The organism is Streptomyces sp. NPDC030991, assembly GCF_055571235.1.
This window is the reverse complement of sequence record NZ_JBVIFR010000013.1, coordinates 146,776-166,740: the sequence shown is the minus strand read 5'-3', so window position 1 is coordinate 166,740 and position 19,965 is coordinate 146,776. Positions and strand designations below refer to the sequence as shown.

General features: G+C 71.8%; 16 protein-coding genes and 1 riboswitch. Of the genes, 7 read left to right on the top strand and 9 right to left on the bottom strand.

Going from position 1 to position 19,965, the window contains the following annotated elements:
• Positions 1–17 precede the first annotated feature (17 nt).
• Positions 18–731, bottom strand: coding sequence for a class I SAM-dependent methyltransferase (locus ACZ45E_RS24605; RefSeq protein ID WP_468224009.1), 714 nt, complete (start codon positions 729–731; stop codon positions 18–20).
• A gap of 353 nt (positions 732–1,084) precedes the next feature.
• On the opposite strand from ACZ45E_RS24605, the gene rho reads away from it, so the two are divergent.
• The 7 genes from rho to ACZ45E_RS24570 all read left to right on the top strand — a co-directional run bounded on the left by rho (position 1,085) and on the right by ACZ45E_RS24570 (position 8,509).
• The gene (rho, locus tag ACZ45E_RS24600; RefSeq protein ID WP_468224008.1) at positions 1,085–2,293 is read left to right on the top strand and encodes a transcription termination factor Rho; all 1,209 of its coding nucleotides are present in this window, start codon (positions 1,085–1,087) and stop codon (positions 2,291–2,293) included.
• Between the two features lie 29 nt (positions 2,294–2,322).
• Positions 2,323–2,814, top strand: coding sequence for a GNAT family N-acetyltransferase (locus tag ACZ45E_RS24595; RefSeq protein WP_468224005.1), 492 nt, complete (start codon positions 2,323–2,325; stop codon positions 2,812–2,814).
• A 172-nt stretch (positions 2,815–2,986) separates the two neighbouring features.
• On the top strand, positions 2,987–3,412 hold the full coding sequence (locus ACZ45E_RS24590; RefSeq protein ID WP_468224292.1) for an inorganic diphosphatase: 426 nt from the start codon (positions 2,987–2,989) through the stop codon (positions 3,410–3,412).
• Positions 3,413–3,440: 28 nt separating this feature from the next.
• Positions 3,441–3,660: riboswitch (cobalamin riboswitch) on the top strand.
• A gap of 32 nt (positions 3,661–3,692) precedes the next feature.
• Positions 3,693–4,814 carry a Nickel transporter NicT gene (nicT, locus tag ACZ45E_RS24585; RefSeq protein ID WP_468224003.1) on the top strand — a complete coding sequence of 374 codons (1,122 nt, stop codon included), beginning with the start codon at positions 3,693–3,695 and terminating at the stop codon, positions 4,812–4,814.
• Positions 4,815–4,890: 76 nt separating this feature from the next.
• Positions 4,891–6,081, top strand: a complete 1,191-nt coding sequence (locus tag ACZ45E_RS24580; RefSeq protein WP_468224000.1) for a CaiB/BaiF CoA transferase family protein — start codon at positions 4,891–4,893, stop codon at positions 6,079–6,081.
• A 264-nt stretch (positions 6,082–6,345) separates the two neighbouring features.
• Complete coding sequence (locus ACZ45E_RS24575; protein ID WP_468223999.1) at positions 6,346–7,554, top strand: hypothetical protein; 1,209 nt, start codon at positions 6,346–6,348, stop codon at positions 7,552–7,554.
• Positions 7,555–7,789: 235 nt separating this feature from the next.
• Complete coding sequence (locus ACZ45E_RS24570) at positions 7,790–8,509, top strand: dienelactone hydrolase family protein (protein ID WP_468223996.1); 720 nt, start codon at positions 7,790–7,792, stop codon at positions 8,507–8,509.
• 55 nt (positions 8,510–8,564) lie between these two features.
• On the opposite strand, the gene ACZ45E_RS24565 is transcribed toward ACZ45E_RS24570, so the two are convergent.
• From ACZ45E_RS24565 to ACZ45E_RS24530, 8 genes are all read right to left on the bottom strand, one after another.
• Positions 8,565–10,526 (bottom strand): M13 family metallopeptidase, encoded by a 1,962-nt coding sequence (locus ACZ45E_RS24565; RefSeq protein ID WP_468223994.1) that lies wholly within the window; start codon positions 10,524–10,526, stop codon positions 8,565–8,567.
• A 108-nt stretch (positions 10,527–10,634) separates the two neighbouring features.
• Positions 10,635–12,857, bottom strand: a complete 2,223-nt coding sequence (locus tag ACZ45E_RS24560; protein ID WP_468223992.1) for an NADP-dependent isocitrate dehydrogenase — start codon at positions 12,855–12,857, stop codon at positions 10,635–10,637.
• A 149-nt stretch (positions 12,858–13,006) separates the two neighbouring features.
• Entirely contained in the window at positions 13,007–14,323 is a 1,317-nt protein-coding gene (melA, locus tag ACZ45E_RS24555) for an alpha-galactosidase (protein WP_468223989.1), read from the bottom strand.
• A gap of 63 nt (positions 14,324–14,386) precedes the next feature.
• Positions 14,387–15,343, bottom strand: coding sequence for a carbohydrate kinase family protein (locus ACZ45E_RS24550; RefSeq protein ID WP_468223986.1), 957 nt, complete (start codon positions 15,341–15,343; stop codon positions 14,387–14,389).
• Between the two features lie 101 nt (positions 15,344–15,444).
• On the bottom strand, positions 15,445–16,302 hold the full coding sequence (locus tag ACZ45E_RS24545) for a carbohydrate ABC transporter permease (RefSeq protein ID WP_468223983.1): 858 nt from the start codon (positions 16,300–16,302) through the stop codon (positions 15,445–15,447).
• Positions 16,299–17,342: a carbohydrate ABC transporter permease gene (locus ACZ45E_RS24540; protein ID WP_468223980.1), complete on the bottom strand. Its 1,044-nt coding sequence runs from the start codon at positions 17,340–17,342 to the stop codon at positions 16,299–16,301. The genes ACZ45E_RS24545 and ACZ45E_RS24540 overlap by 4 nt, the downstream gene beginning before the upstream one ends.
• Before the next feature lie 113 nt (positions 17,343–17,455).
• Positions 17,456–18,784 carry an ABC transporter substrate-binding protein gene (locus tag ACZ45E_RS24535; protein ID WP_468223978.1) on the bottom strand — a complete coding sequence of 443 codons (1,329 nt, stop codon included), beginning with the start codon at positions 18,782–18,784 and terminating at the stop codon, positions 17,456–17,458.
• Positions 18,785–18,913: 129 nt separating this feature from the next.
• A complete protein-coding gene (locus ACZ45E_RS24530; protein WP_468223977.1) occupies positions 18,914–19,729 on the bottom strand; it encodes an endo alpha-1,4 polygalactosaminidase in 816 nt (271 codons plus the stop codon).
• Between the last annotated feature and the right edge of the window lie 236 nt (positions 19,730–19,965).

The window sequence follows — 19,965 nt, the reverse complement described above, 5'->3', positions numbered from 1 at the left end:
TCCCGCGGGCCGGAGCGCTACGAGAGCCGGGTGGCCACGACGAGCCGGCAGCGCGGGCTGCCGTCGGGCCGCTCGCCCACCTCGGGCAGCGCGTGCAGCGTGACCTCGAACCCGGCCCGCTCCAACTCCCGCCGTACGTCGGCCAGTCGGAACGGCCGGTAGTACATGACGAAGGGGGGCCGCCAGACGGCGTTGCGCACGCGCATCACGCCGTCGAAGCCGAGCATCGCCCAGTAGCCGCGCGATCTCGGCGACGGGGGCGCCGGCAGCGGGAACGCGAACTGCCCGCCGGGGCGCAGCACGCGGCGCACCTGTCCGAACAGGTCCACATACTGCCCCGGCAGGAAGTGGCCGAACGCGCCGAAGCTCACCACCAGATCGAAGACGGGCCCGAAAGGCAGCGCGAGGGCGTCCCCGCGCACGTACGAGGCGCCCGGTCCGTCCCGGCGCGCGACGTCCAGCATGCCCGCGCTGAAGTCGACGCCGACGGTCCGGCCCGCGCACACCTGCCGCAGCACGCCGAGCCCCGCCCCGGTCCCGCAGCACAGGTCGAGCCCCGTCTCGTACGGGCCGAGTTCGCGCAGCGCCCGCGCGACCGGGTCGAGCAGGAGGCCGGGCGTGCGGAACGGCGTGCGGTCGAACTTCGGCGCGAGCAGGTCGTAGCCGCGCTCGACCGACGACAGCGCCTGGACGGCCAGTTCGCGGAGGGTGGGGCCCTGGGGTGTGAACATCGCGGATCAGCATAGGTCGGCGGGCCGCCGAAATCCGCCCTTGCCGCGCACCCGGGATCCGGTGGTACTGTCTGAGTGGCACTTGTGTACGCCCCTTCCGAGGCGCCGGTGTCGATTCCCTTCCTTCCGCACGTGAGCCCGCATCCCATCCGGTGCGTCGCAGTGTGCGTCATCCCTGGTCAGCGGGTTTCCGGCGGGTTCCGTCCCGCTCCGCGCTGCCAGTTTCCCTCCCGGCCACGGGCTGTTCGACCCGTCTCCACGGGGCGTGATGTTCCGCCCCGTCCTTCCGCCGGATCCCCACCCCCCTTTCTTCCCGCGAACCCACAGCGTCCGCGAAAGGACCGTGATCGACCATGACCAGCACCACTCTCGAAAAGCCCCGCACCACCGCGGAGAGGTCCGCCGCCGCTCCGGCGACACCCGGCGCCGCCCCGAGGACCGGCGGCGCAGCCGCGCCCAAGGTCCCCGTCCCGGCGGCCGGCGTCCTCGACATCGGCGCGAACGGGGCGGGCTCCCTGCGCGCCGGCGACCTTGCGCCGACCTCGCGCGACGTCCAGGTCTCCAGCGCCCTGATCCGCCGGCACGGCCTGCGCAAGGGCGACTTGGTGGCGGGAACCTGCGCCGGGCCCCACACGCTCACCCACATCGACACCGTCGGCGGGGTCGCCGTCGGCGCGGCGCGCGGCCGGCCCCGTTTCGCCGAACTCACCCCGCTCCACCCCGCCGCACGGCTGCGTCTGGAGAGCCCGGTGAGCGGCCTCGGGGGCCGTGTCGTCGACCTGTTCGCCCCGGTCGGCAAGGGCCAGCGCGGCCTGATCGTCGCCCCGCCGAAGACCGGCAAGACCGTGCTGCTGCAACAGATCGCCGCCGCCGTCGCCGTGAACCACCCCGAGGCCCATCTGATGGTGCTGCTCATCGACGAACGCCCCGAGGAGGTCACCGACATGCGGCGCTCCGTGCGCGGCGAGGTGTACGCCTCGACGTTCGACCAGCCCGCCAAGGCACACATCGCGCTCGCCGATCTCGCCGTCGAACGCGCCAAGCGCCTCGTCGAGCAGGGCCGCGACGTGGTGATCCTGCTCGACTCGCTCACCCGGCTGTGCCGCGCCCACAACAACGCCGCGGCAGGGGGCGGCCGGACCCTGTCCGGCGGCGTCGACGCCGCCGCCCTCCTCGGCCCGAAGCGCCTGTTCGGCGCGGCCCGCAACACGGAGGAGGCCGGCTCCCTGACGATCCTCGCCACCGCCCTCGTCGACACGGGCTCCCGCGCCGACGACTACTTCTTCGAGGAGCTCAAGGGCACCGGCAACATGGAGCTGCGCCTGGACCGCCTGCTCGCCGCCCGCCGCGTCCACCCGGCCGTCGACATCACCCCGTCCGGCACGCGGCGCGAGGAACTCCTGCTGTCCGCCGCCGAGTCGGCGGGCGTACGCGGTCTGCGCCGGGCCTTCCAGAACAGGGACGGCCAGTCCTCCTACGAGACACTGCTCGACACCCTGCGCCGCACCCCCGACAACGCGGCGTTCCTGCGCCAGGTCCACTCGACGCTCCCCACGAGCTGACGCCGCCCCGGATACGTGATACTCGCAGTATGACTCCGAGTGTTACGCGCCCCGGCGACGGTCCCGCCGTCACCCTGCGCCGGGCCACCGCGCGCGACGCCAAGCGCCTGACCCGGCTCGTGCGCGGCTCCCGCGCCTACGAGGGCCCCTACGCCGCGATGGTCGCGGGCTACCGCGTGGGGCCCGACTACATCGAGGCGCACCGGGTCTTCGTCGCGGCCGGCCGGGCCGACGACCGCGTGCTCGGCTTCTACTCCCTGGTCCTCGCCCCGCCGGAGCTGGACCTGATGTTCGTCGCGAACGACGCGCAGGGTCTGGGCATCGGGCGCCTGCTCGTCGCGCACATGCGCGAGGAGGCCGCCCGCGCGGGCCTCGACCACGTGCGCGTCGTCTCGCATCCGCCCGCCGAGGGCTTCTACCGCGGCATGGGCGCCCTGCGCACCGGCACCGCCGCCGCGTACCCGCCGGCCGTCGCCTGGGACCGCCCCGAACTCGTCTTCCCCATCTCCCCCACGCGCTGAGTAGCTCCGCCACGGTCACGGGGGTTCCGCCCGCGCCGCGCACGGCGCACACTCGGTGCATTCGAGCGGGCGGCAATGCGGCAAGGAGGCCACATTGGGCGGCAGCGAGACGCGCGGCGACGCGTTCGACGTGATCGTGGAGATCCCGCAGGGCTCCCGGAACAAGTACGAGATGGATCACGAGCTCGGGCGGATCCGGCTCGACCGGATGCTGTTCACCTCGACCCAGTACCCCGCGGACTACGGCTACGTCGACGGCACGCTCGGCGGCGACGGCGACCCGCTGGACGCGCTCGTGCTCACCGCCGACGCGACGTTCCCGGGCTGCACCATCGAGTGCCGGGCCATCGGCATGTTCGTGATGAGCGACGAGAAGGGCCCGGACGAGAAGGTCCTCTGCGTCCCCGCCCACGATCCGCGCCACGCCTCGATCCAGGACATCGAGGACATCCCCGAGTTCGACCGCCTGGAGATCACCCACTTCTTCGAGGTCTACAAGGACCTGGAGCCCGGCAAGTCGGTGGAGGGCTCCCACTGGGAGGGCCGGGACAAGGCCTACGAGGAGATCGAGCGGGCGCGCGGGCGCCGGCAACGGTAGCCGCCCGCGGCGCCCGGGGAGGCGTCGTCTATGGTGGGCGGGCCGTGGTGCTCGGGAAGACCGGTGACGGCCCGCAAGGGTCAAGTCCGGAGCGGCCCTCGCCACTGTGATCGGGTTCTCCGCCGCCCTCGGGCCGGCGGGGACCACGCCGCTCCACCGGGCCACTGGCTGTCGCGAGGCAGCTGGGAAGGCAGGAGCGGCGGGGCACGCCCGTAAGCCAGGAGACCGGCCGCGGCATCTCACGAAGTGATTCCACGAGGTGCTGGAGCGTGATCAAGGCATGACCCTGCCCGGGAACTCCCCTGCGCGGCCCACCGGCCCGCACCCCGAGCCCACCTTCCGCTGGCGCCGTGAGGACACCGTGCGCACAGCGGGTCTCATCACGGTGATCGCGGCGCTGCACGTCGTCGCGTTCGGCGTACTGTTCCTCCTCGTCGTCCCCCGGCACTACGAGGTCGGCGACAAGGCCTTCGGCATCGGCCTGGGCGTCACCGCGTACACGCTCGGCATGCGGCACGCCTTCGACGCCGACCACATCGCCGCGATCGACAACACCACCCGCAAACTGATGGCGGACGGCAAGCGCCCCGTCTCCGTGGGCTTCTGGTTCGCGCTCGGCCACTCCAGCGTGGTCGTCGCGATGGCCGCGCTGGTCGCGGGCGGCGCGGCCCTCGCCGGCATCCTCCTGAACGACGAGTCCCGCACCCACCAGATCCTCGGCGTCGTCGGCACCACTGTCTCGGGTACGTTCCTGTACCTCATCGCCGCCCTCAACCTCGTGGCCCTGCTGGGCATCCTGAAGGTCTTCCGGGCGATGCGCGAAGGCACGTACAGCGAACGGGAGCTCGAACAGCACCTGGACTCCCGGGGGTTCATGAACCGGATCCTCGGCCGCTTCACCCGGTCGATCACCCGGCCGGGGCAGATGTACCCGCTCGGCTTCCTCTTCGGCCTGGGCTTCGACACGGCGACCGAGGTGACCCTGATGGTGATGGCCGGCAGCGGCGCGGCGGCGGGTCTGCCCTGGTACGCGATCCTGTGCCTGCCGCTGCTGTTCGCCGCGGGCATGAGCCTGTTCGACACGCTCGACGGGACGTTCATGAACTTCGCGTACCAGTGGGCGTTCTCGAACCCGGTGCGCAAGGTGTTCTACAACCTCACCATCACCGGTCTCTCCATCGCGGTGGCGTTCTTCATCGGCACCATCGAGCTCGTCGGCGTCCTGCACGAGAAGCTCTCGCTGACCGACGCGGTGACCGGCTGGATAGCGGGCCTGGACCTGGACAACGTCGGCTATGTCATCGTCGGCCTGTTCGTGCTCGTGTGGGCGGCGGCGATCGCCTACTGGCGGCTCGCGCGGGTCGAACAGCGCTGGTCGGCGCGGGTCGCCGAGGGCGGTTGACCCTCCGCCGCGGGGCGTTGCGACGGCAGGACGGCACGATGGCACGACGAGACGGACCGAGCACGGAGGAACCCGTATGAGCACCGCCCCCCTGCCCCTCGCGGGCGTCACCGTCGTCAGCCTGGAACAGGCGGTGGCCGCGCCGTTCGCCACGCGCCAGCTGGCCGACCTGGGGGCGCGGGTGATCAAGGTCGAGCGGCCCGGCGACGGTGACTTCGCGCGCCGCTACGACGAGACCGTGCACGGCCAGTCCAGCCACTTCGTGTGGCTGAACCGCTCGAAGGAGTCGGTGACGCTCGACGTCAAGACGGACGGCGGGCGCGCGGCCCTGGAGCGGCTGCTCGCCGGGGCGGACGTCTTCGTGCAGAATCTGGCGCCCGGCGCAGCGGCCCGACTCGGCCTGACCGCACCGGAGTTGGCGGAGCGTCACCCGTCGTTGATCGTCTGTGACATCTCCGGTTACGGCAGCGACGGGCCGTGGTCCCACCGCAAGGCGTACGACCTGCTGGTGCAGTGCGAGACGGGTGTCGTGTCGGTGACGGGCGCGCCCGACGCGCCCGCCAAGGTCGGCATCGCGATCGCCGACATCGCGGCCGGCATGTACGCGTTCTCGGGCATCCTCACCGCCCTGTACGAGCGCCGGGACACGGGCGTCGCGCGCGCGGTGGAGGTGTCGCTGTTCGAGGCGCTCGCGGAGTGGATGGGTTACCCCGCGTACTACACCGCGTACTCGGGCCGCCAGCCGGAGCGGGTCGGCGCCGCGCACGCGACGATCGCGCCCTACGGTCCCTACGCGGCGGCGGACGGCGGCACGGTCCTGCTGGCCGTCCAGAACGAACGGGAGTGGGCCTCCTTCTGCGCCGGTTTCCTCGGCGACGCCGGGCTGGCCGAGGACCGGCGCTTCCACCGCAACTCGGCCCGGGTCGCGCACCGCGCCGAACTCGACGCGATCGTCACGGCGCGCTTCGCCGAACTCGACGCGGGGGAAGCGGTCGCCCTGCTGGAACAGGCCAAGGTCGCGAACGCCCGCCTCAACACCGTCACCGACTTCCTGGACCACCCGGTCCTGACCGGCCGCGACCGGTGGCGCGACGTCAGCACCCCGGGCGGCCCCGTCCGGGCGCTCGTCCCGCCGGCGACCCTGCGCGGCGTCCGCCCCCGGATGGACCCCGTCCCGGCGGTCGGGGAACACACGGAGGCGGTGCTGGAGGAGTTCGGCTACGACGCGACGGCGATCCGGGAACTGCGGGCGGCGGGGGCGTTCTGAGGGGCGCGAATGGGGCCGTTCGGCCCCTCACAAGGGTCACTCGGCCCGCTCCCGGCGAAGGCCCTCACTGAGATGCTGCTGCGCAGAGCCTCCCGTGCCCTCGCTCTCCCGCCGCGGCGCATGGTCGAGGCACCCGGGCCCGCCGCCCGCACGAGGGGGAGCTGCGGACGGCGGGCCCGGTGACGGGGCCACGCTCGGGGGCGGTGGAGGAGCGGTAGGGTGTCGCGTCAGCCGTCACGCGCCCGATCGCCCAGGAGTACGTACGTGTCCGTAGCCATCGACCCGTCCGAGGCAGCCGTCCCGTCCGGTGAGGACGCCGGGGACACGCCCGACAACTTCTGGCAGCCACCGGCCGCGGAGAGCGGGACCGAAGCCGCGGCCACGGCCGGGGCGGCGGAGAGCGGGACCGAGGCCCCGACCGATGTCGACGGCCCGGACGCCGGGGCCGCGGAGGACGACGGCGATGCGTCCCGGGAGGTACCGGAGTCCATCCTCCGCGACGCCCAGGAGTTCGGCGTCTACGCCCGCACCGGCGGCTGGACCTTCGCCCTGAAGGTGGCCCGCAGTGTGCGCCCCGGCGGTCAGCCCGCCGGCGAGACGGAGAAGGTCTCGGCGCGCAGGTTCGCCGAGCTCGCGGGCTGCTCGGCCGAGCGTGTCATGCGCTTCTACAAGGCGTGGGACAAGGCGGCCGACGACGGCGTGGTCCCCCAGTTCGAGGCTCTCGCGCCGGGCACCGACGTCGACCTGCCCGACGCCGACGTCTGGCTGTCGTACTACGTCTCCCGTTCCAGTGCCGGCTCGGTGCGCGGCCAGGCGATCACCGAGGCCGCCGAGGCCGAGGGCATCCGCCCGACCAAGGCCCTGGAGGTCGCGGAGAACCCGACGGCGCTGCGGGCGGCGATCCTCGCCGACCCGGGCACCGCGGAGGCGGCCCGCAAGGCGCTGATGGACCGCCTCGGCGAGGACCCGGCGCTCCGCTCGGGCCTGGCCCGAGACATCGTGCGCGCCGACGATCTGAAGAAGGCCGTCGCCGAGGAGTCCAAGACCGGCGACCGTCTCGAGTACGTACGCAAGATCGCCGAGGAGGGGCAGGTCAAGACACCTGCCGGGCAGAAGATCGAGGCACCGCAGCAGCTGCGCGAGGAGGCCGAGCGCCACCTCTCCCTGATCGACGAGCTCGACGAGGACGAGGAGGCGGGCGAGTGGGCCCGCGAGGCGTACGACTCCGTGCGCACGCTCGTCGCGGAGGCCGTCGAGGCGGACCCGGAGCTGCGGGTGCAGGAGCGGCGGGCGAAGTTCTACAGCAGTCTGCAGAAGGCCACGAAGGCGTTCGAGGAACTGACGTTCGACGACGTCCAGGAGATCGACGACATCTACGAGGACGACATGGTGCGCCGCCTCGAAGAGCTCCAGCAGGCGATCTCGGCCTGCCTCACGGCCCTCCAGACGGTCCAGGTCCAGCCGAAGGACTGACGCGACGCCCCGCCCGGCGGTTTCCCGGCGCCCGGTGCCTCCCCTCGTGGGGGCACCGGCGCCGTGTTGTGCGCGGGTGTCGCGTCCGTCACGTCCCACGTACCGCACAGGTGACCGCCGCCGCACTCCGGCCCGGGGCCGCCGTCCGCAGGGAGACGGCGGCCCCCTCGCATGTCCGGGCGCGAGCAGTGGCATCGTGGGACACGATCATCGAGCTCGGCTCAGGAGGCACTTCGTGGTGGACACCCCCGACACCCCCCGCTCAACCGGCCGTCCGGCCCATCAGAACGTGACGTTCGACAGCAACGGCACGCCCGCCCACGGCTATCTGGCGCTGCCGCCCTCGGGCAGCGGCCCCGGCGTCATCGTCATCCAGGAGTGGTGGGGTCTGACCGACCACATCGCCGATGTGACCGACCGTCTCGCCGCCGAGGGCTTCGTCGCGCTCGCGCCCGACCTGTACGGCGGAAACGTGGCGCACGATTCCGGCGAGGCGTTCCGCATGATGCAGGACCTGCCGGTGGACCGCGGCGTCGAACTGCTCTCCGGCGCGGTCGACCACCTGCTGTCGCTGCCGGAGGTCACCTCGGACTCCGTCGGCGCGGTCGGCTTCTGCATGGGCGGCGGCTTCGTCCTCTACCTGGCCGCCCAGGACCCCCGGGTCGGCGCGGCCGTCCCGTTCTACGGCGTCATCCAGGGCGAGCTGCCCGACTTCTCGCGGCTGAAGGCCCAGATCCTCGGCCACTACGGCGAGCGGGACGAGGCGATCCCGGTCGCCACCCTCGCGGGCCTGAGCAAGGCCATCGCGGAACAGGCGGGCGTCGAGGCGGACTTCCGCGTCTACCCGGCGGACCACGCCTTCTTCAACGACGGCCGCCCGGAGGTGTACGACCCGGAGTCATCGGCGAAGGCCTGGTCGGCGACGCTGGAGTTCTTGCGGACAACAGTCGAGTAGCCCCGAAACGGCGGGGCCGGACGGCGTCGACCGTCCGGCCCCGCCCCACATCAACTCACCAGATCCGCACCCGGTCGGCGGGGTCGAGCCACAGCCCGTCCCCCGCCTTCGTGGCGAACGCCTCGTGGAACTCGTCGAGGTTGCGCACGATGTTCGCGCGGAACTCCGGCGGCGAGTGCGGGTCGATCGTCAGGTACTGCTGCTCCTGCTCCTTGCGCCGCTTGGTGCGCCAGCAGTAGGACCAGTTCATGAACAGCCGCTGGGAGCCGGTGAGTTCGCCCTCGGTGGGCACCGGGGCGCCGTCCAGCGAGATCAGGTACGCGGTGTGGCCGATGGTCAGGCCGCCGAGGTCGCCGATGTTCTCGCCGACCGTGAGGGAGCCGTTGACCAGCTCGCCGGGCAGGTTGCGCGGCGAGAAGCCGTCGTACTGCTTGATGAGCGCCTTCGACTTGGCCTCGAAGGCGGCCTTGTCCTCGGCGGTCCACCAGTCGTTGAGGTTTCCCAGACCGTCGTACTGGGCGCCCTGGTCGTCGAAGCCGTGGCCGATCTCGTGGCCGATGACGGCGCCGATCCCGCCGTAGTTCTCCGCGGCGTCCGCGTCCGGCGAGAAGAACGGCTTCTGCAGGATGCCGGCCGGGAAGCAGATCTCGTTGGTGCCCGGGTTGTAGTACGCGTTGACGGTCTGCGGCAGCATGAACCACTCGTCGCGGTCGACCGGCGCGCCGATCTTGGCCATCTGCCGGTCGTGTTCGAAGGCGTCGGCGGCGCGCGCGTTGGCCAGCAGGTCGTCGCCGGTCACGGGCAGCGCCGAGTAGTCGCGGAAGGTGTCCGGGTAGCCGATCTTCGGGCGGAACGTGGCGAGCTTCTCGTACGCCCGCAGCTTCGTCTCCTCGGTCATCCAGTCCAGGGCGGCGATGGACTGCCGGTAGGCCGCCAGCAGGTTCGCGACCAGCTCGTCCATGAGCGCCTTGGACCTCGGCGGGAAGTGCCGGGCCACGTACTCCTTGCCGACGGCCTCGCCCATGGCGCCCTCGACGAACGCGACGGCGCGCTTCCAGCGGGCCCGCAGCTCGGGGGTGCCGTTGAGGGTGCGCCCGTAGAACTCGAAGTTGTTGCGCACGAACGCCGACGACAGGTACGGGGCGCTGCCGCGGACCACGCGCACCACCAGCCAGTCGCGCCACTGCTCGACGGGCGTCTCGGCCAGGACCGTGGACAGGTGCGCCAGATAGGACGGCTGGCGGACGCAGGACCGAGCCAGGGTCTCCTCGCCGCCGCCGAGGCCGGTGACGTAACCGTGCCAGTCGAACTCCGGTGCCAGCGCGGTGAGTTCGTCGAACGTCGTGAGGTTGTACGTCTTCTGCACGTCCCGTGTCGCGGCCCGCTCCCAGTGCCCTTCGGCGAGCCGGGTCTCCAGGGCGAGGACGGTGCGCGCGGCCTCGGCCGGGGCGGTGTGCTCGGCGAGCGTGAGCAGCTCGGTGAGGTACGCCTCGTACTTCTCGCGGGTCTCGGCGAACTTCTCACCGCGGTAGTACGACTCGTCGGGCAGGCCGAGACCGCCCTGGAGGATGTTGTAGAGGTAGCGGTCGGAGTCGCGGTCGTCGGAGTCGATGTACGAGCCGAACAGACCGGAGCCGCCGGTGCGCTCGAAGCGGCCGAGGAACGCCGCGAGCTGCCGCACGTCGCCGATGCCGGCCACCTCGTCGAGCAGCGGCCGCACCGGGTCCAGGCCCCGCGCCTCGACGGCGTCCTCGTCCATGAACGACGCGTAGAGGTCGGCGATCTTGCGGGCCTCGTCCGGGTCGAGGCCGGTGGTGCCGCCCGCCGCGATCTCCTGAATGATCTCCTTGACCTGCTGCTCGGCGACGTCGACGAGCTGCACGAAGGGGCCCCAGCTGGAGCGGTCGTCGGGGATCGGCTCGGTCGCCAGCCACCGGCCGTTCACATGGCCGAAGAGGTCGTCCTGCGGTCGGATCGCCGGGTCCATGCCCGGGCGTGCGTCATCCAGAGTGCTCATCGACGCAGCCTACCCAGGTCAGAGGGTGAGAAGCGCCCCGGATACGACACCGCCCCGGGCGGCGGGGAGCCGGCCGGGGCGGTGCTGTCGGTCCAGTGGATCAGCGGTTCACCGGGTGAGCGTGGCGAGGGCCTCGTTCAGCGTCTGCGACGGGCGCATGACGGCGGCGGCCTTCGCCGGGTCGGGCCGGAAGTAGCCACCGATGTCGGCCGGGCTGCCCTGGACGGCGAGCAGCTCGTCGAGGATCTTCTGCTCGTTCGCGGCGAGCGTCTCGGCGAACGCGGCGAAGGCCTTGCCGAGCTCCGCGTCGTCGGTCTGCTTGGCCAGCTCCTGGGCCCAGTACAGGGCGAGGAAGAAGTGGCTGCCGCGGTTGTCGATGCCGCCGACGCGCCGGGTCGGCGACTTGTCCTCGTTGAGGAAGGTGCCGGTGGCGCGGTCGAGGGTCTCGCCGAGGACCTTCGCGTGGGCGTTGCCCGTGGTGGTGGCGAGGTGCTCGAAGGAGACGGCCAGGGCGAGGAACTCACCGAGGGAGTCCCAGCGCAGGTAGTTCTCCTTGACCAGCTGCTGGACGTGCTTGGGGGCGGAGCCGCCGGCGCCCGTCTCGAAGAGGCCGCCGCCGTTCATCAGCGGGACGACCGAGAGCATCTTGGCGCTGGTGCCCAGCTCCAGGATGGGGAAGAGGTCGGTCAGGTAGTCGCGCAGCACGTTGCCGGTGACCGAGATGGTGTTCAGGCCCTGGCGGATGCGCTCGACGGAGAGCTTGGTGGCGTCCTCCGGGGAGAGGATCCGGATGTCCAGGCCCTCGGTGTCGAACTCCGCCAGGTACTGCTCGACCTTCTTGATCAGCTGGGCGTCGTGGGCGCGGCCCTCGTCCAGCCAGAACACGGCCGGGTCGCCGGTGGCGCGGGCGCGCGTGACGGCGAGCTTGACCCAGTCCTTGATCGGGGCGTCCTTGGTCTGGCAGGCGCGGAAGATGTCGCCCTCGGAGACGGCCTGCTCCAGGACGACGTCGCCGGCCTTGTTCACCAGGCGGACGGTGCCGGTGGTGGGGATCTCGAAGGTCTTGTCGTGGGAGCCGTACTCCTCGGCCTTCTGCGCCATGAGGCCGACGTTCGGCACGGAGCCCATGGTCGACGGGTCGAAGGCGCCGTTGGCGCGGCAGTCGTCGATGACGACCTGGTAGACGCCCGCGTAGGAGGAGTCCGGGATCACGGCGAGGGTGTCGGCCTCGCCGCCGTTCTTGTCCCACATGTGGCCGGAGGTGCGGATCATGGCCGGCATGGAGGCGTCGATGATGACGTCGGACGGCACGTGCAGGTTGGTGATGCCGCGGTCGGAGTCGACCATGGCCAGCTCCGGGCCCGCGGCCAGCTCGGCCTCGAAGGACGCCTTGATGTCGGCGCCGTTGGCCAGGGACTCCAGGCCCTTGTAGATGCCGCCCAGACCGTCGTTCGGGGTGAGACCGGCGGCAGCCAGGTCGGCGCCGAAGCGGGCGAAGGTCTCGGGGAAGAAGGCGCGCACGACGTGGCCGAAGATGATCGGGTCGGAGACCTTCATCATGGTGGCCTTCAGGTGCGCGGAGAAGAGGACGCCCTCTTCCTTGGCGCGAGCGACCTGAGCGGTCAGGAACTCGCGCAGCGCGGCGACCCGCAGCACGGAGGCGTCGACGACCTCACCGGCGAGGACCGGTACGGACTCGCGCAGCACGGTGGTGGTGCCGTTGTCGGCGACGAGCTCGATGCGCAGGGCGTCGGCCTCGGCGATGACGGCGGACTTCTCGGTCGAGCGGAAGTCGTTGACGCCCATGGTGGCGACGTTCGTCTTCGAGTCGGCGGACCAGGCGCCCATGCGGTGCGGGTGGGCCTTGGCGTAGTTCTTGACCGAGGCGGGGGCGCGGCGGTCGGAGTTGCCCTCACGCAGGACCGGGTTCACGGCGGAACCCTTGATCTTGTCGTAGCGGGCGCCGATCTCGCGCTCCTCGTCGGTCTTCGGCTCGTCCGGGTACGCGGGCAGCGCGTAGCCCTGCTCCTGCAGCTCGGCGATGGCCGCCTTCAGCTGCGGGATGGACGCCGAGATGTTCGGCAGCTTGATGATGTTGGCCTGCGGCGTCTTCGCCAGCTCACCGAGTTCCGCGAGGGCGTCGGGGATGCGCTGGCCCTCCTCCAGGTACTCCGGGAACACGGCGAGGATGCGGCCGGCCAGGGAGATGTCACGGGTCTCGACGCGCACACCGGCGGTGGACGCGTAGGCCTCGATCACCGGAAGGAAGGAGTACGTCGCGAGGGCCGGGGCCTCGTCAGTGTGCGTGTAAATAATGGTCGAGTCAGTCACCGGGGGCTCCGCTCCACGTCTTCCATCGTCGTCTTCAGTCTTGCGCATATTGCTCGACATCAAGATATCTCGTGTCCGGCCGGTCCTCGAAAGGGCCCCGCCCCCGGGATCGCGCCGAGGCCCTGGCCGGCGGCGACCGGCGGGCCGGGTCAGAGCAGGCCGGTGGCCCGCAGTGACGGCTGGAGCAGCTCGCCGTGGGCCAGCACCATGGCGTCGCACAGCTCCCAGATGCGTTCCACCGGCAGTGCGGCCGCGGTCGCCGGATCGACCATGGCGGCCTGCCGGATCGACCGCGGGTCGTCCTCGACGGCGGCCCTGACCACCAGGTCGTTCATGCTCAGATAGCCGCGGTTGAGCGCCGCGCACTGGGCGGGCAGCGCGCCGATCCTGGTCGGCTGCACGCCCGCCGCGTCGACCAGGCAGGGGACTTCGACGGTGCCGGTGGCCGGGAGGTTGTCGATCAGGCCGTGGTTGGGGACGTTGCCGTAGACGGTGCGCGGGGTGCCCGTGGTGATGCTGTGGATGATCTGGGGCGCGTACTCCATCGTGCCCTCGACGTCGAGCGGGGTCCCGGCGGCGAGCGCGTCGCGGGTCTTCTCGTACTGGGCGACGTTCTCGTCGACGATCCCGAGGTACGCGCCGACGGGCAGCCGCAGCCGCTCGATCTCGCTGTCGTGGTGGAGGTACCAGGGCACGTACTCGGCGGAGTGCTCGCTCGTCTCGGTCGGGTAGTAGCCGAGGCGCCGGTACATGTCGACGCGGACCCGGCGCCGCAGCTGCGGGTCGGAGGCGATCGCTGCGTCGAGCCGGGGGTAGAGGTCCTCACCGTCGTGCTCGAACCGCAGCAGCCACGCCTGGTGGTTGACCCCGGCGGCACGGTAGGTGACCTCTTCGTACGCCACGTCCAGCAGGTCGCAGAGGTCGCGCAGGGTCCAGTGGACGGAGTGGCACAGGCCCACGACGCGGGTCAGTCCGGTGGCGGCGGTGAGGTACTGGACGTTCATCGCCATGGGGTTGGTGTAGTTGAGCAGCCACGCGTCCGGGCACAGCTCCGCGATGTCCGCGCCCAGCGCCTTGAGCAGGGGGAAGGTGCGCAGCGCGCGGAAGATGCCGCCGACGCCGAGGGTGTCGCCGATGGTCTGGCGCACGCCGTGGCGGGCGGGTACGTCGAAGTCGGTACGGGTCGACTCCCCCATGCCGACCTGGACGATGTTGATGACGAAGTCGGCGCCGGCCAGCGCCTCCCGGCGGTCCAGGTGCGCGGTGACGCCGACGGAGGGGGTGGCCCCGGCGCGGTCGGCGAGGTGCCGGGCCGCGCCGACGGCGGTCTCCAACCGCTCCGGATCGATGTCGTGCAGGGCGATGTGCAGGTCACGGAGGTCGGGGAAGGCGAAGAGGTCCGTCAGGAGCCCCTGGGTGAAGACGACGCTTCCGGCGCCGATGAAGGCGATCTTCGTGCGGGTCATGAGAGGTTCTTTCCGTCGCGGGAGCTGCTTGCGGTGCTGTCGTGGAGCCTGCTGCGGGGGCTGTCAGGCGTCGGGGAGCGCGGCGAGCGCCTCGTCCCAGGTGGGCTGGGCGGGGGTGCCGCCGTACGCCCCGGTGGACAACGCCCCGCAGACCGAGCCGAGTTCGAGCGCGTCGGCGGTGGAGCGGCCGGCCAGCACGGCGGCGACGAACCCCGCGTCGAAGCTGTCCCCCGCGCCCACCGTGTCCAGCGGCTCGGCCGGGACGCCTTTGGTTCGCCGCGCTGTCCGGCCGTCGTGCAGGAGGGCGCCGTCCGCCCCGTCCTTCACGGCCACCAGCGGGCCGTGCAGGGCGAGGTGACGGGCCGCCGCGTCCAGGGGCGCGTCCTCGGGCAGGCCGGCCAGCGCGCGGGCCTCCCGGGCGTTGGGCAGCAGGAAGTCGGTCACGGCGAGGGCCGCCGCGAGTCCGCCGGGGCCGGTGGCGCCCCACGTCCCGGCCGGGTCGTCGTTGGTGTCCAGCGAGGTGGTGGCGCCCAGCTCACGCGCCGTGCGAAAGAGCGCGGGCAGCGCCTCGGCGAGCTTCGGCAGCAGGAAGTACGAGGCAGCGTGCACATGGCGGCTGTCACCGAGCAGCGATCCGGGCACGTCGTCGGGGCCCGTGGCGGCGAGAGCGCCGGGCGCGGTGAGGATCGTACGGTCGCCGTCGCCGCGGGTCACCACGACCGTCAGCGGGGTCGACAGGGCGCGGTCGACCTTCATGGCGCCGGTGTCGACGCCACGGGCGGCGAGCGCGGCGGTGACGAAGCGCCCCGCCTCGTCGTCCCCGACCCGGCCGGCGAAGGCCACCTTCAGGCCGAGGCGTGCGGCGCCGCACGCCATGATCGCGGCGGAGCCGCCCAGGGTCAGCAGACCGGTGTCGACGAGTTGTTCGCGCTGCCCGAAGGCGAGCGGCGCGTCGAGCGGTCCGAGGACGACGTCGGGGTTGGCGTCCCCGATGACCAGCAGGTCGAAGGTGTGCGGCATCCGGTTTCCCTGGGATCGAGGTCGCGAGCGAGGTACGGAGAAGGAAGAAGAGGGGGTGGAGAGGTGTGCGGGGTGGTCCGGTCTCATCGCCTGCTCGTCCCTTATCCCTTGAGCCCCGAGGAGGTGATGGACTGGACGAACGACTTCTGTGCGAGCAGGAAGGCGAGCAGCACCGGCAGCACGGTGATCACGTTGCCCGCCATGACCGCCGACCACTTCGTGTGGTGCAGTCCCTGGAAGGTCGTCAGGCCGAGTTGCAGGGTGTACTGCGTGTCGTGGTTGATGGCGATCAGCGGCCAGGTCAGGTCGTTCCAGGTGGTCAGGAAGGTCAGTACCGCCACCGTGCTCAGCGCGGGCCGCGACATCGGCAGCACGATGAGGAAGAGCACACGCAGCCGGGAACAGCCGTCCATCCAGGCGGCCTCCTCCAGCTCCCGGGGCAGCGACAGGAAGAACTGGCGCAGCAGGAAGACCGCGAACGGGGTGACCAGTGACGGCACGATGAGCGCGCCCAGGGTGTCGATCAGCCCGAGCCGCTTCATGACGAGGAAGGTCGGGACCATCGTGAGCTGGAACGGGATCGCCATCGTCGCCAGCATCAGCCCCATCAGCAGCCGGGACCCGGCGAACCGCATCCGGGCGAACGCGTAGCCGCCGAGGGAGCCGAGGACCAGGTTGGAGACGACCGCGACGGCCGAGACGATCAGCGAGTTGGCGAACCAGCGGGGGAACATCGCGTTGCCGAGGACGTACCGGTAACCGCCGAGGTCGATCCCGGAGGGCCACAGGGCGGGCGGGAAACGGTTGATCTCCGCGTCGGTCATCACGGAGCTGAGCAGCAGCCAGATCAGCGGGGTCGCGAAGACCAGCGCGAGCGGGGCGAGCAGCAGGTGCCAGGGGCTGAAGGGCAGCCGTGCCCGGCCTCCGGGTCGTGCGGCGGGCGGGGTGGTGACCGTCATGTGCCGGCTCCTTCCAGGGGCGCCCGGCCTGCCGAACGGCCCCGCGCCAGCCGCATCCCCACGGTGATCACGCCCAGCGCCAGTGCGAGGACGTAGGCCGCCGCCGCGCCGTAGCCGGCCGTGAAGTTCTTGAACGCCTGTTCCCAGATGAAGTAGACGATCACGGTGGTGGAGCCGAGCGGCCCGCCCTTGGTCGTCACGTACACCAGGTCGAAGACCTGAAGGGCGTTGATGGTCTGCCACACCAGCAGGAACACGGTGACCGGCGTCAGCGCGGGCAGTGTGACGTGCCGCAGCAGGTGCCGGCGTCCCGCGCCGTCCAGGCGTGCCGCCTCGATCAGGGACGGCTCCACGTCCTGGAGGGCGGCGAGGAAGACGACGATGCAGAAGCCGGTGCCGCTCCAGACCGAGATCGCCACCAGCACGAGAAGGGCCTGTCCCGGGTCGGAGAGGAAGCCCTGCGGGGAGACGCCGAGGTGGTGCAGTACGGAGTTGGCGACGCCGAACTCGGGGTCGAGGATGAAGGAGAACAGCACTCCCTGGGCCGCGGCCGAGATGACGAACGGCACGAAGAACAGGGTCCGGTAGAGCCCCACGCACCGGATGCGCCGGTTCAGCGCGAGGCCGAGGGCAAGCCCGAGACCGAGGGAGAGCGGCACGTACAGCGCCGTGTAGAGCAGGGTGTTCTCCACGGCCTCGCCGAAGTGCGGGTCCTGGCGGAGCGCCCGGTAGTTGTCGAGGCCGACCCAGCGGCTGGGGGTGACCAGATCGTCCGCCTGGAAGGAGAGCAGGAGGGACCAGCAGACGGGGACGACACTCAGCCCGAGGATGATCAGAACGGCGGGCGAGACGTAGGCCCAGGCGGTCGCGGTCTCGCCGCGGCGCAGCGGTGACCGGCCCGCCTTGCGGGGCCGGGTCCCGTCGCCGGGCCGGCCGGGGTCCTTCCCGCGGGCACGGCGGGCGCCGCCCTCGCGGGTGGGGCCGGGGCCAGGGCCGGGGTCGGGGTCGGGAAGCGTGAGCGGGGCGGGCAGTCGCGGCATGGCGGTCTCCTGTGCGCGGTGTACGCGGTGTGCGCGATGTGCGCGATGTGCGCGATGCGCGGTGTACGCGGTCCGCGCGGGGCTGTGGCTGTGGCTGGGCTGTCCGGACCCGGTCACCGGGGGACGAGGAGCGCGGCGTCGGCCTCCCGCGCGCACCGGCGCAGTGCCTCGTCGGGGCTGCTCCGGCCGAGGAGCACGGCGGAGATCGCCTGGCCGAGCGCCTGCGAGATCTGCGGATAGGCGGGGTGCACCGGGCGTACCCGGGCGGTCTCCAGCGCCCGGGTGAACACCGAGAGCCCCTCGGTCTCCGCGTCCCGCCGCCGCCAGGCCGGCAGCGCCGCGGTCGGCCGGCTCAGCGGCAGACTGCCCGCCTCGACGTCCCAGCGCACGTCCTGGGCGGGCCGCGTCAGCCACGTCACGAAGGTACGCGCGGCCCGCACTCTGGCCGGGCCGTTGTCGAACACGGTCCAGGTGTCGGGTCCCGAAATGGTCATGGGGCGACGGCTGTAGCTGGGCAGCGGGACGACGTGGTGGTCGATCCTCGCGTTCTCGATGTCGGGGAGCTGCCACGGCCCGGTGACGACCATGCCCATCCGTCCGGCGAGGAAGACCTGGTACATCTGCTCGCTGCCGGACCTCGGATCGATGTACACGCTCCGCGCACGCGCGAGCGTCTCCACCGTCTCCAGCGCCCGTACGCCCTCCTTCGCGAAGCCGATCGACCTGCCGTCGGGCGCGATGACCTCACCGCCCAGGTCCCACACCATCGGCCACAGCCGCCACACCGTGTCCTCGTCGCCCACTCCCGGCCAGCCGGTGCCGAAGACGGAGCGCCGCCGGTCGGTGAGGCGGGCGGCGGTGTCGGTGAACTCCCGCCAGGTCCAGCCGGGTTCGGGCAGGGGCAGGCTGGCGTCGCGGAAGAGCTTCTTGTTGCAGACGACGGCGAGCGAGTCCATCAGGGCGGGGATCGCCCGGACCCGGCCGTTGAGGGTGACGGCCTCGCGCGCCGGCTTCCAGAAGCCGTTCCACACGCCGGCGTCCGAGCGGAGCGTCTCGGTCAGGTCGACCACCGACGGGCTGCGCGCGACGCTGGCGAGGTCCGAGCCGAAGACGTACACGACGTCGGGGAAGGAGCCGGAGGCGAGCGCCGCGGTGATCTTCTGGAGCATCGCGTCGGAGAGGACACCGCCGCCCGCGTCGACGCGGATCCGGGGGTGGGTCCGGTTGAACTCCCGGACCAGCGCCTCGATCGCGGTCCGGGCGGTGTCGGTCTGGCCGTGCCACAGTTCGACCGTGACCCGGCCGTCGGGGCCGACGCCGTCCGACGCGTCCGCGCCGCAACCGGACAGTGCGGCCGACGCGGTGGCGCCGAGCGCGAGGCCGGTGCCCCGGCGCAGGACGCCGCGGCGGGACGGGTGGGACGGGCGCGGGTTCGCGGCCATGTGCACCTCCACGGAGGCGTGCGGAGCACGCCGTGCCGTATCGCCGGGGGCCTGGTTCGTCTCAGGCCGGAACGCCCTGTGCACCAGGGAGCGGGGCGCGCGGGCGCGCCGGACGGGGAGGGTGGCGCGTCAGCAGGTCCGGCGCAGATAGCCGCTGCTGCCGGCCGGAGAGACGTCCATGTCCCGGCGGACGATGGACAGTTCGTCCTTCCAGCCGTCGCAGGCGGTCTTGAGGCCCTTGGCGCTGTACTCGATGACGATCACGTCGGAGCCGAAGTGGTCGGTGTAGGAGTCGCACTCGTTCCACTCCCCGCACTCCTCCGCGATGGCGAAGTCGAGCCCGGTGGCGGTGCGGTACCCGGCGAGGTCGGAGGTGTTCTTCTGGGCGATCGCCAGGCCCTCGGCGTGCGCGTGGGCGGAGAGTTCGGTGATGTACGCCATGGCCGCGGAGGCGCCGAACCTGCCCTGGCTGCGCGAGTAGCTGTCGTAGTTGTCGGGCTCGACCGCCTGGAATCCCTTGGCCGCGCAGCCGTCGATCCAGCCGTTCACCTTGGCCGCGATGCGGGTGCGCTTGGCGGCCGTGCCCACGTCGAGGATGGCCTCGTTCCACTCCTCGTCGATGATGACGTCGCCCGCGGAGTCCCGCAGCAGGAGGTCCGCGTCCCACTCGTCCAGTTCGTCGGGCTGCACCTGGAAGGCGTTGACGTAACAGATGTTGTACAGGCCGGGGGCGGGTGAGGCCCCGCGGTCGCGGCTGACCACGGAGACTCCGGCGGGCGGGGTGTAGGCGCCGCCGATCTGGTAGTCGAACCCCGCGTGCGCCGGGGGGAGGGTCACGGCGGCGGCCGCGGGGGACGCGGTGAGGAGGGGGGCCGAGATCAGCGTCGCCGTGAGGGCCACGCCCGCGGCGCGGATCCGGCGGGTGCGGGAACGATTGCTGCTCACTGTCGAGCTCCAGTTGGGTGGCGGGTACGTCCCCGCCTCGGGCCCTGGAGTGACCCTGGCGACTGTGTCCGGGCTCGCGGGGCCGTGGGGGCCCTGGCGCTTACCGGCTAGGCGTACCTCTGACGCCGCGAGACCTGCTTCGCGTGCTCGGCCCCGGCGTTTCGAGGAGTAAATCGATCAGTCCTCTCCCTGTCAACAGAGCGGAACGCACGAGCCGTTCGGCGCCCGACCCGCCA

What these genes read in the sequence shown, in the direction of transcription:
- ACZ45E_RS24535 (WP_468223978.1), bottom strand. Translation starts at nt 18,784, where the DNA reads ATGGCCGCGAACCCGCGCCCGTCCCACCCGTCCCGCCGCGGCGTCCTG.
- ACZ45E_RS24595 (WP_468224005.1), top strand. Translation starts at nt 2,323, where the DNA reads ATGACTCCGAGTGTTACGCGCCCCGGCGACGGTCCCGCCGTCACCCTG.
- ACZ45E_RS24565 (WP_468223994.1), bottom strand. Translation starts at nt 10,526, where the DNA reads ATGAGCACTCTGGATGACGCACGCCCGGGCATGGACCCGGCGATCCGA.
- melA (WP_468223989.1), bottom strand. Translation starts at nt 14,323, where the DNA reads ATGACCCGCACGAAGATCGCCTTCATCGGCGCCGGAAGCGTCGTCTTC.
- ACZ45E_RS24540 (WP_468223980.1), bottom strand. Translation starts at nt 17,342, where the DNA reads ATGCCGCGACTGCCCGCCCCGCTCACGCTTCCCGACCCCGACCCCGGC.
- ACZ45E_RS24590 (WP_468224292.1), top strand. Translation starts at nt 2,987, where the DNA reads ATGGATCACGAGCTCGGGCGGATCCGGCTCGACCGGATGCTGTTCACC.
- ACZ45E_RS24580 (WP_468224000.1), top strand. Translation starts at nt 4,891, where the DNA reads ATGAGCACCGCCCCCCTGCCCCTCGCGGGCGTCACCGTCGTCAGCCTG.
- ACZ45E_RS24550 (WP_468223986.1), bottom strand. Translation starts at nt 15,343, where the DNA reads ATGCCGCACACCTTCGACCTGCTGGTCATCGGGGACGCCAACCCCGAC.
- ACZ45E_RS24605 (WP_468224009.1), bottom strand. Translation starts at nt 731, where the DNA reads ATGTTCACACCCCAGGGCCCCACCCTCCGCGAACTGGCCGTCCAGGCG.
- ACZ45E_RS24545 (WP_468223983.1), bottom strand. Translation starts at nt 16,302, where the DNA reads ATGACGGTCACCACCCCGCCCGCCGCACGACCCGGAGGCCGGGCACGG.
- rho (WP_468224008.1), top strand. Translation starts at nt 1,085, where the DNA reads ATGACCAGCACCACTCTCGAAAAGCCCCGCACCACCGCGGAGAGGTCC.
- nicT (WP_468224003.1), top strand. Translation starts at nt 3,693, where the DNA reads ATGACCCTGCCCGGGAACTCCCCTGCGCGGCCCACCGGCCCGCACCCC.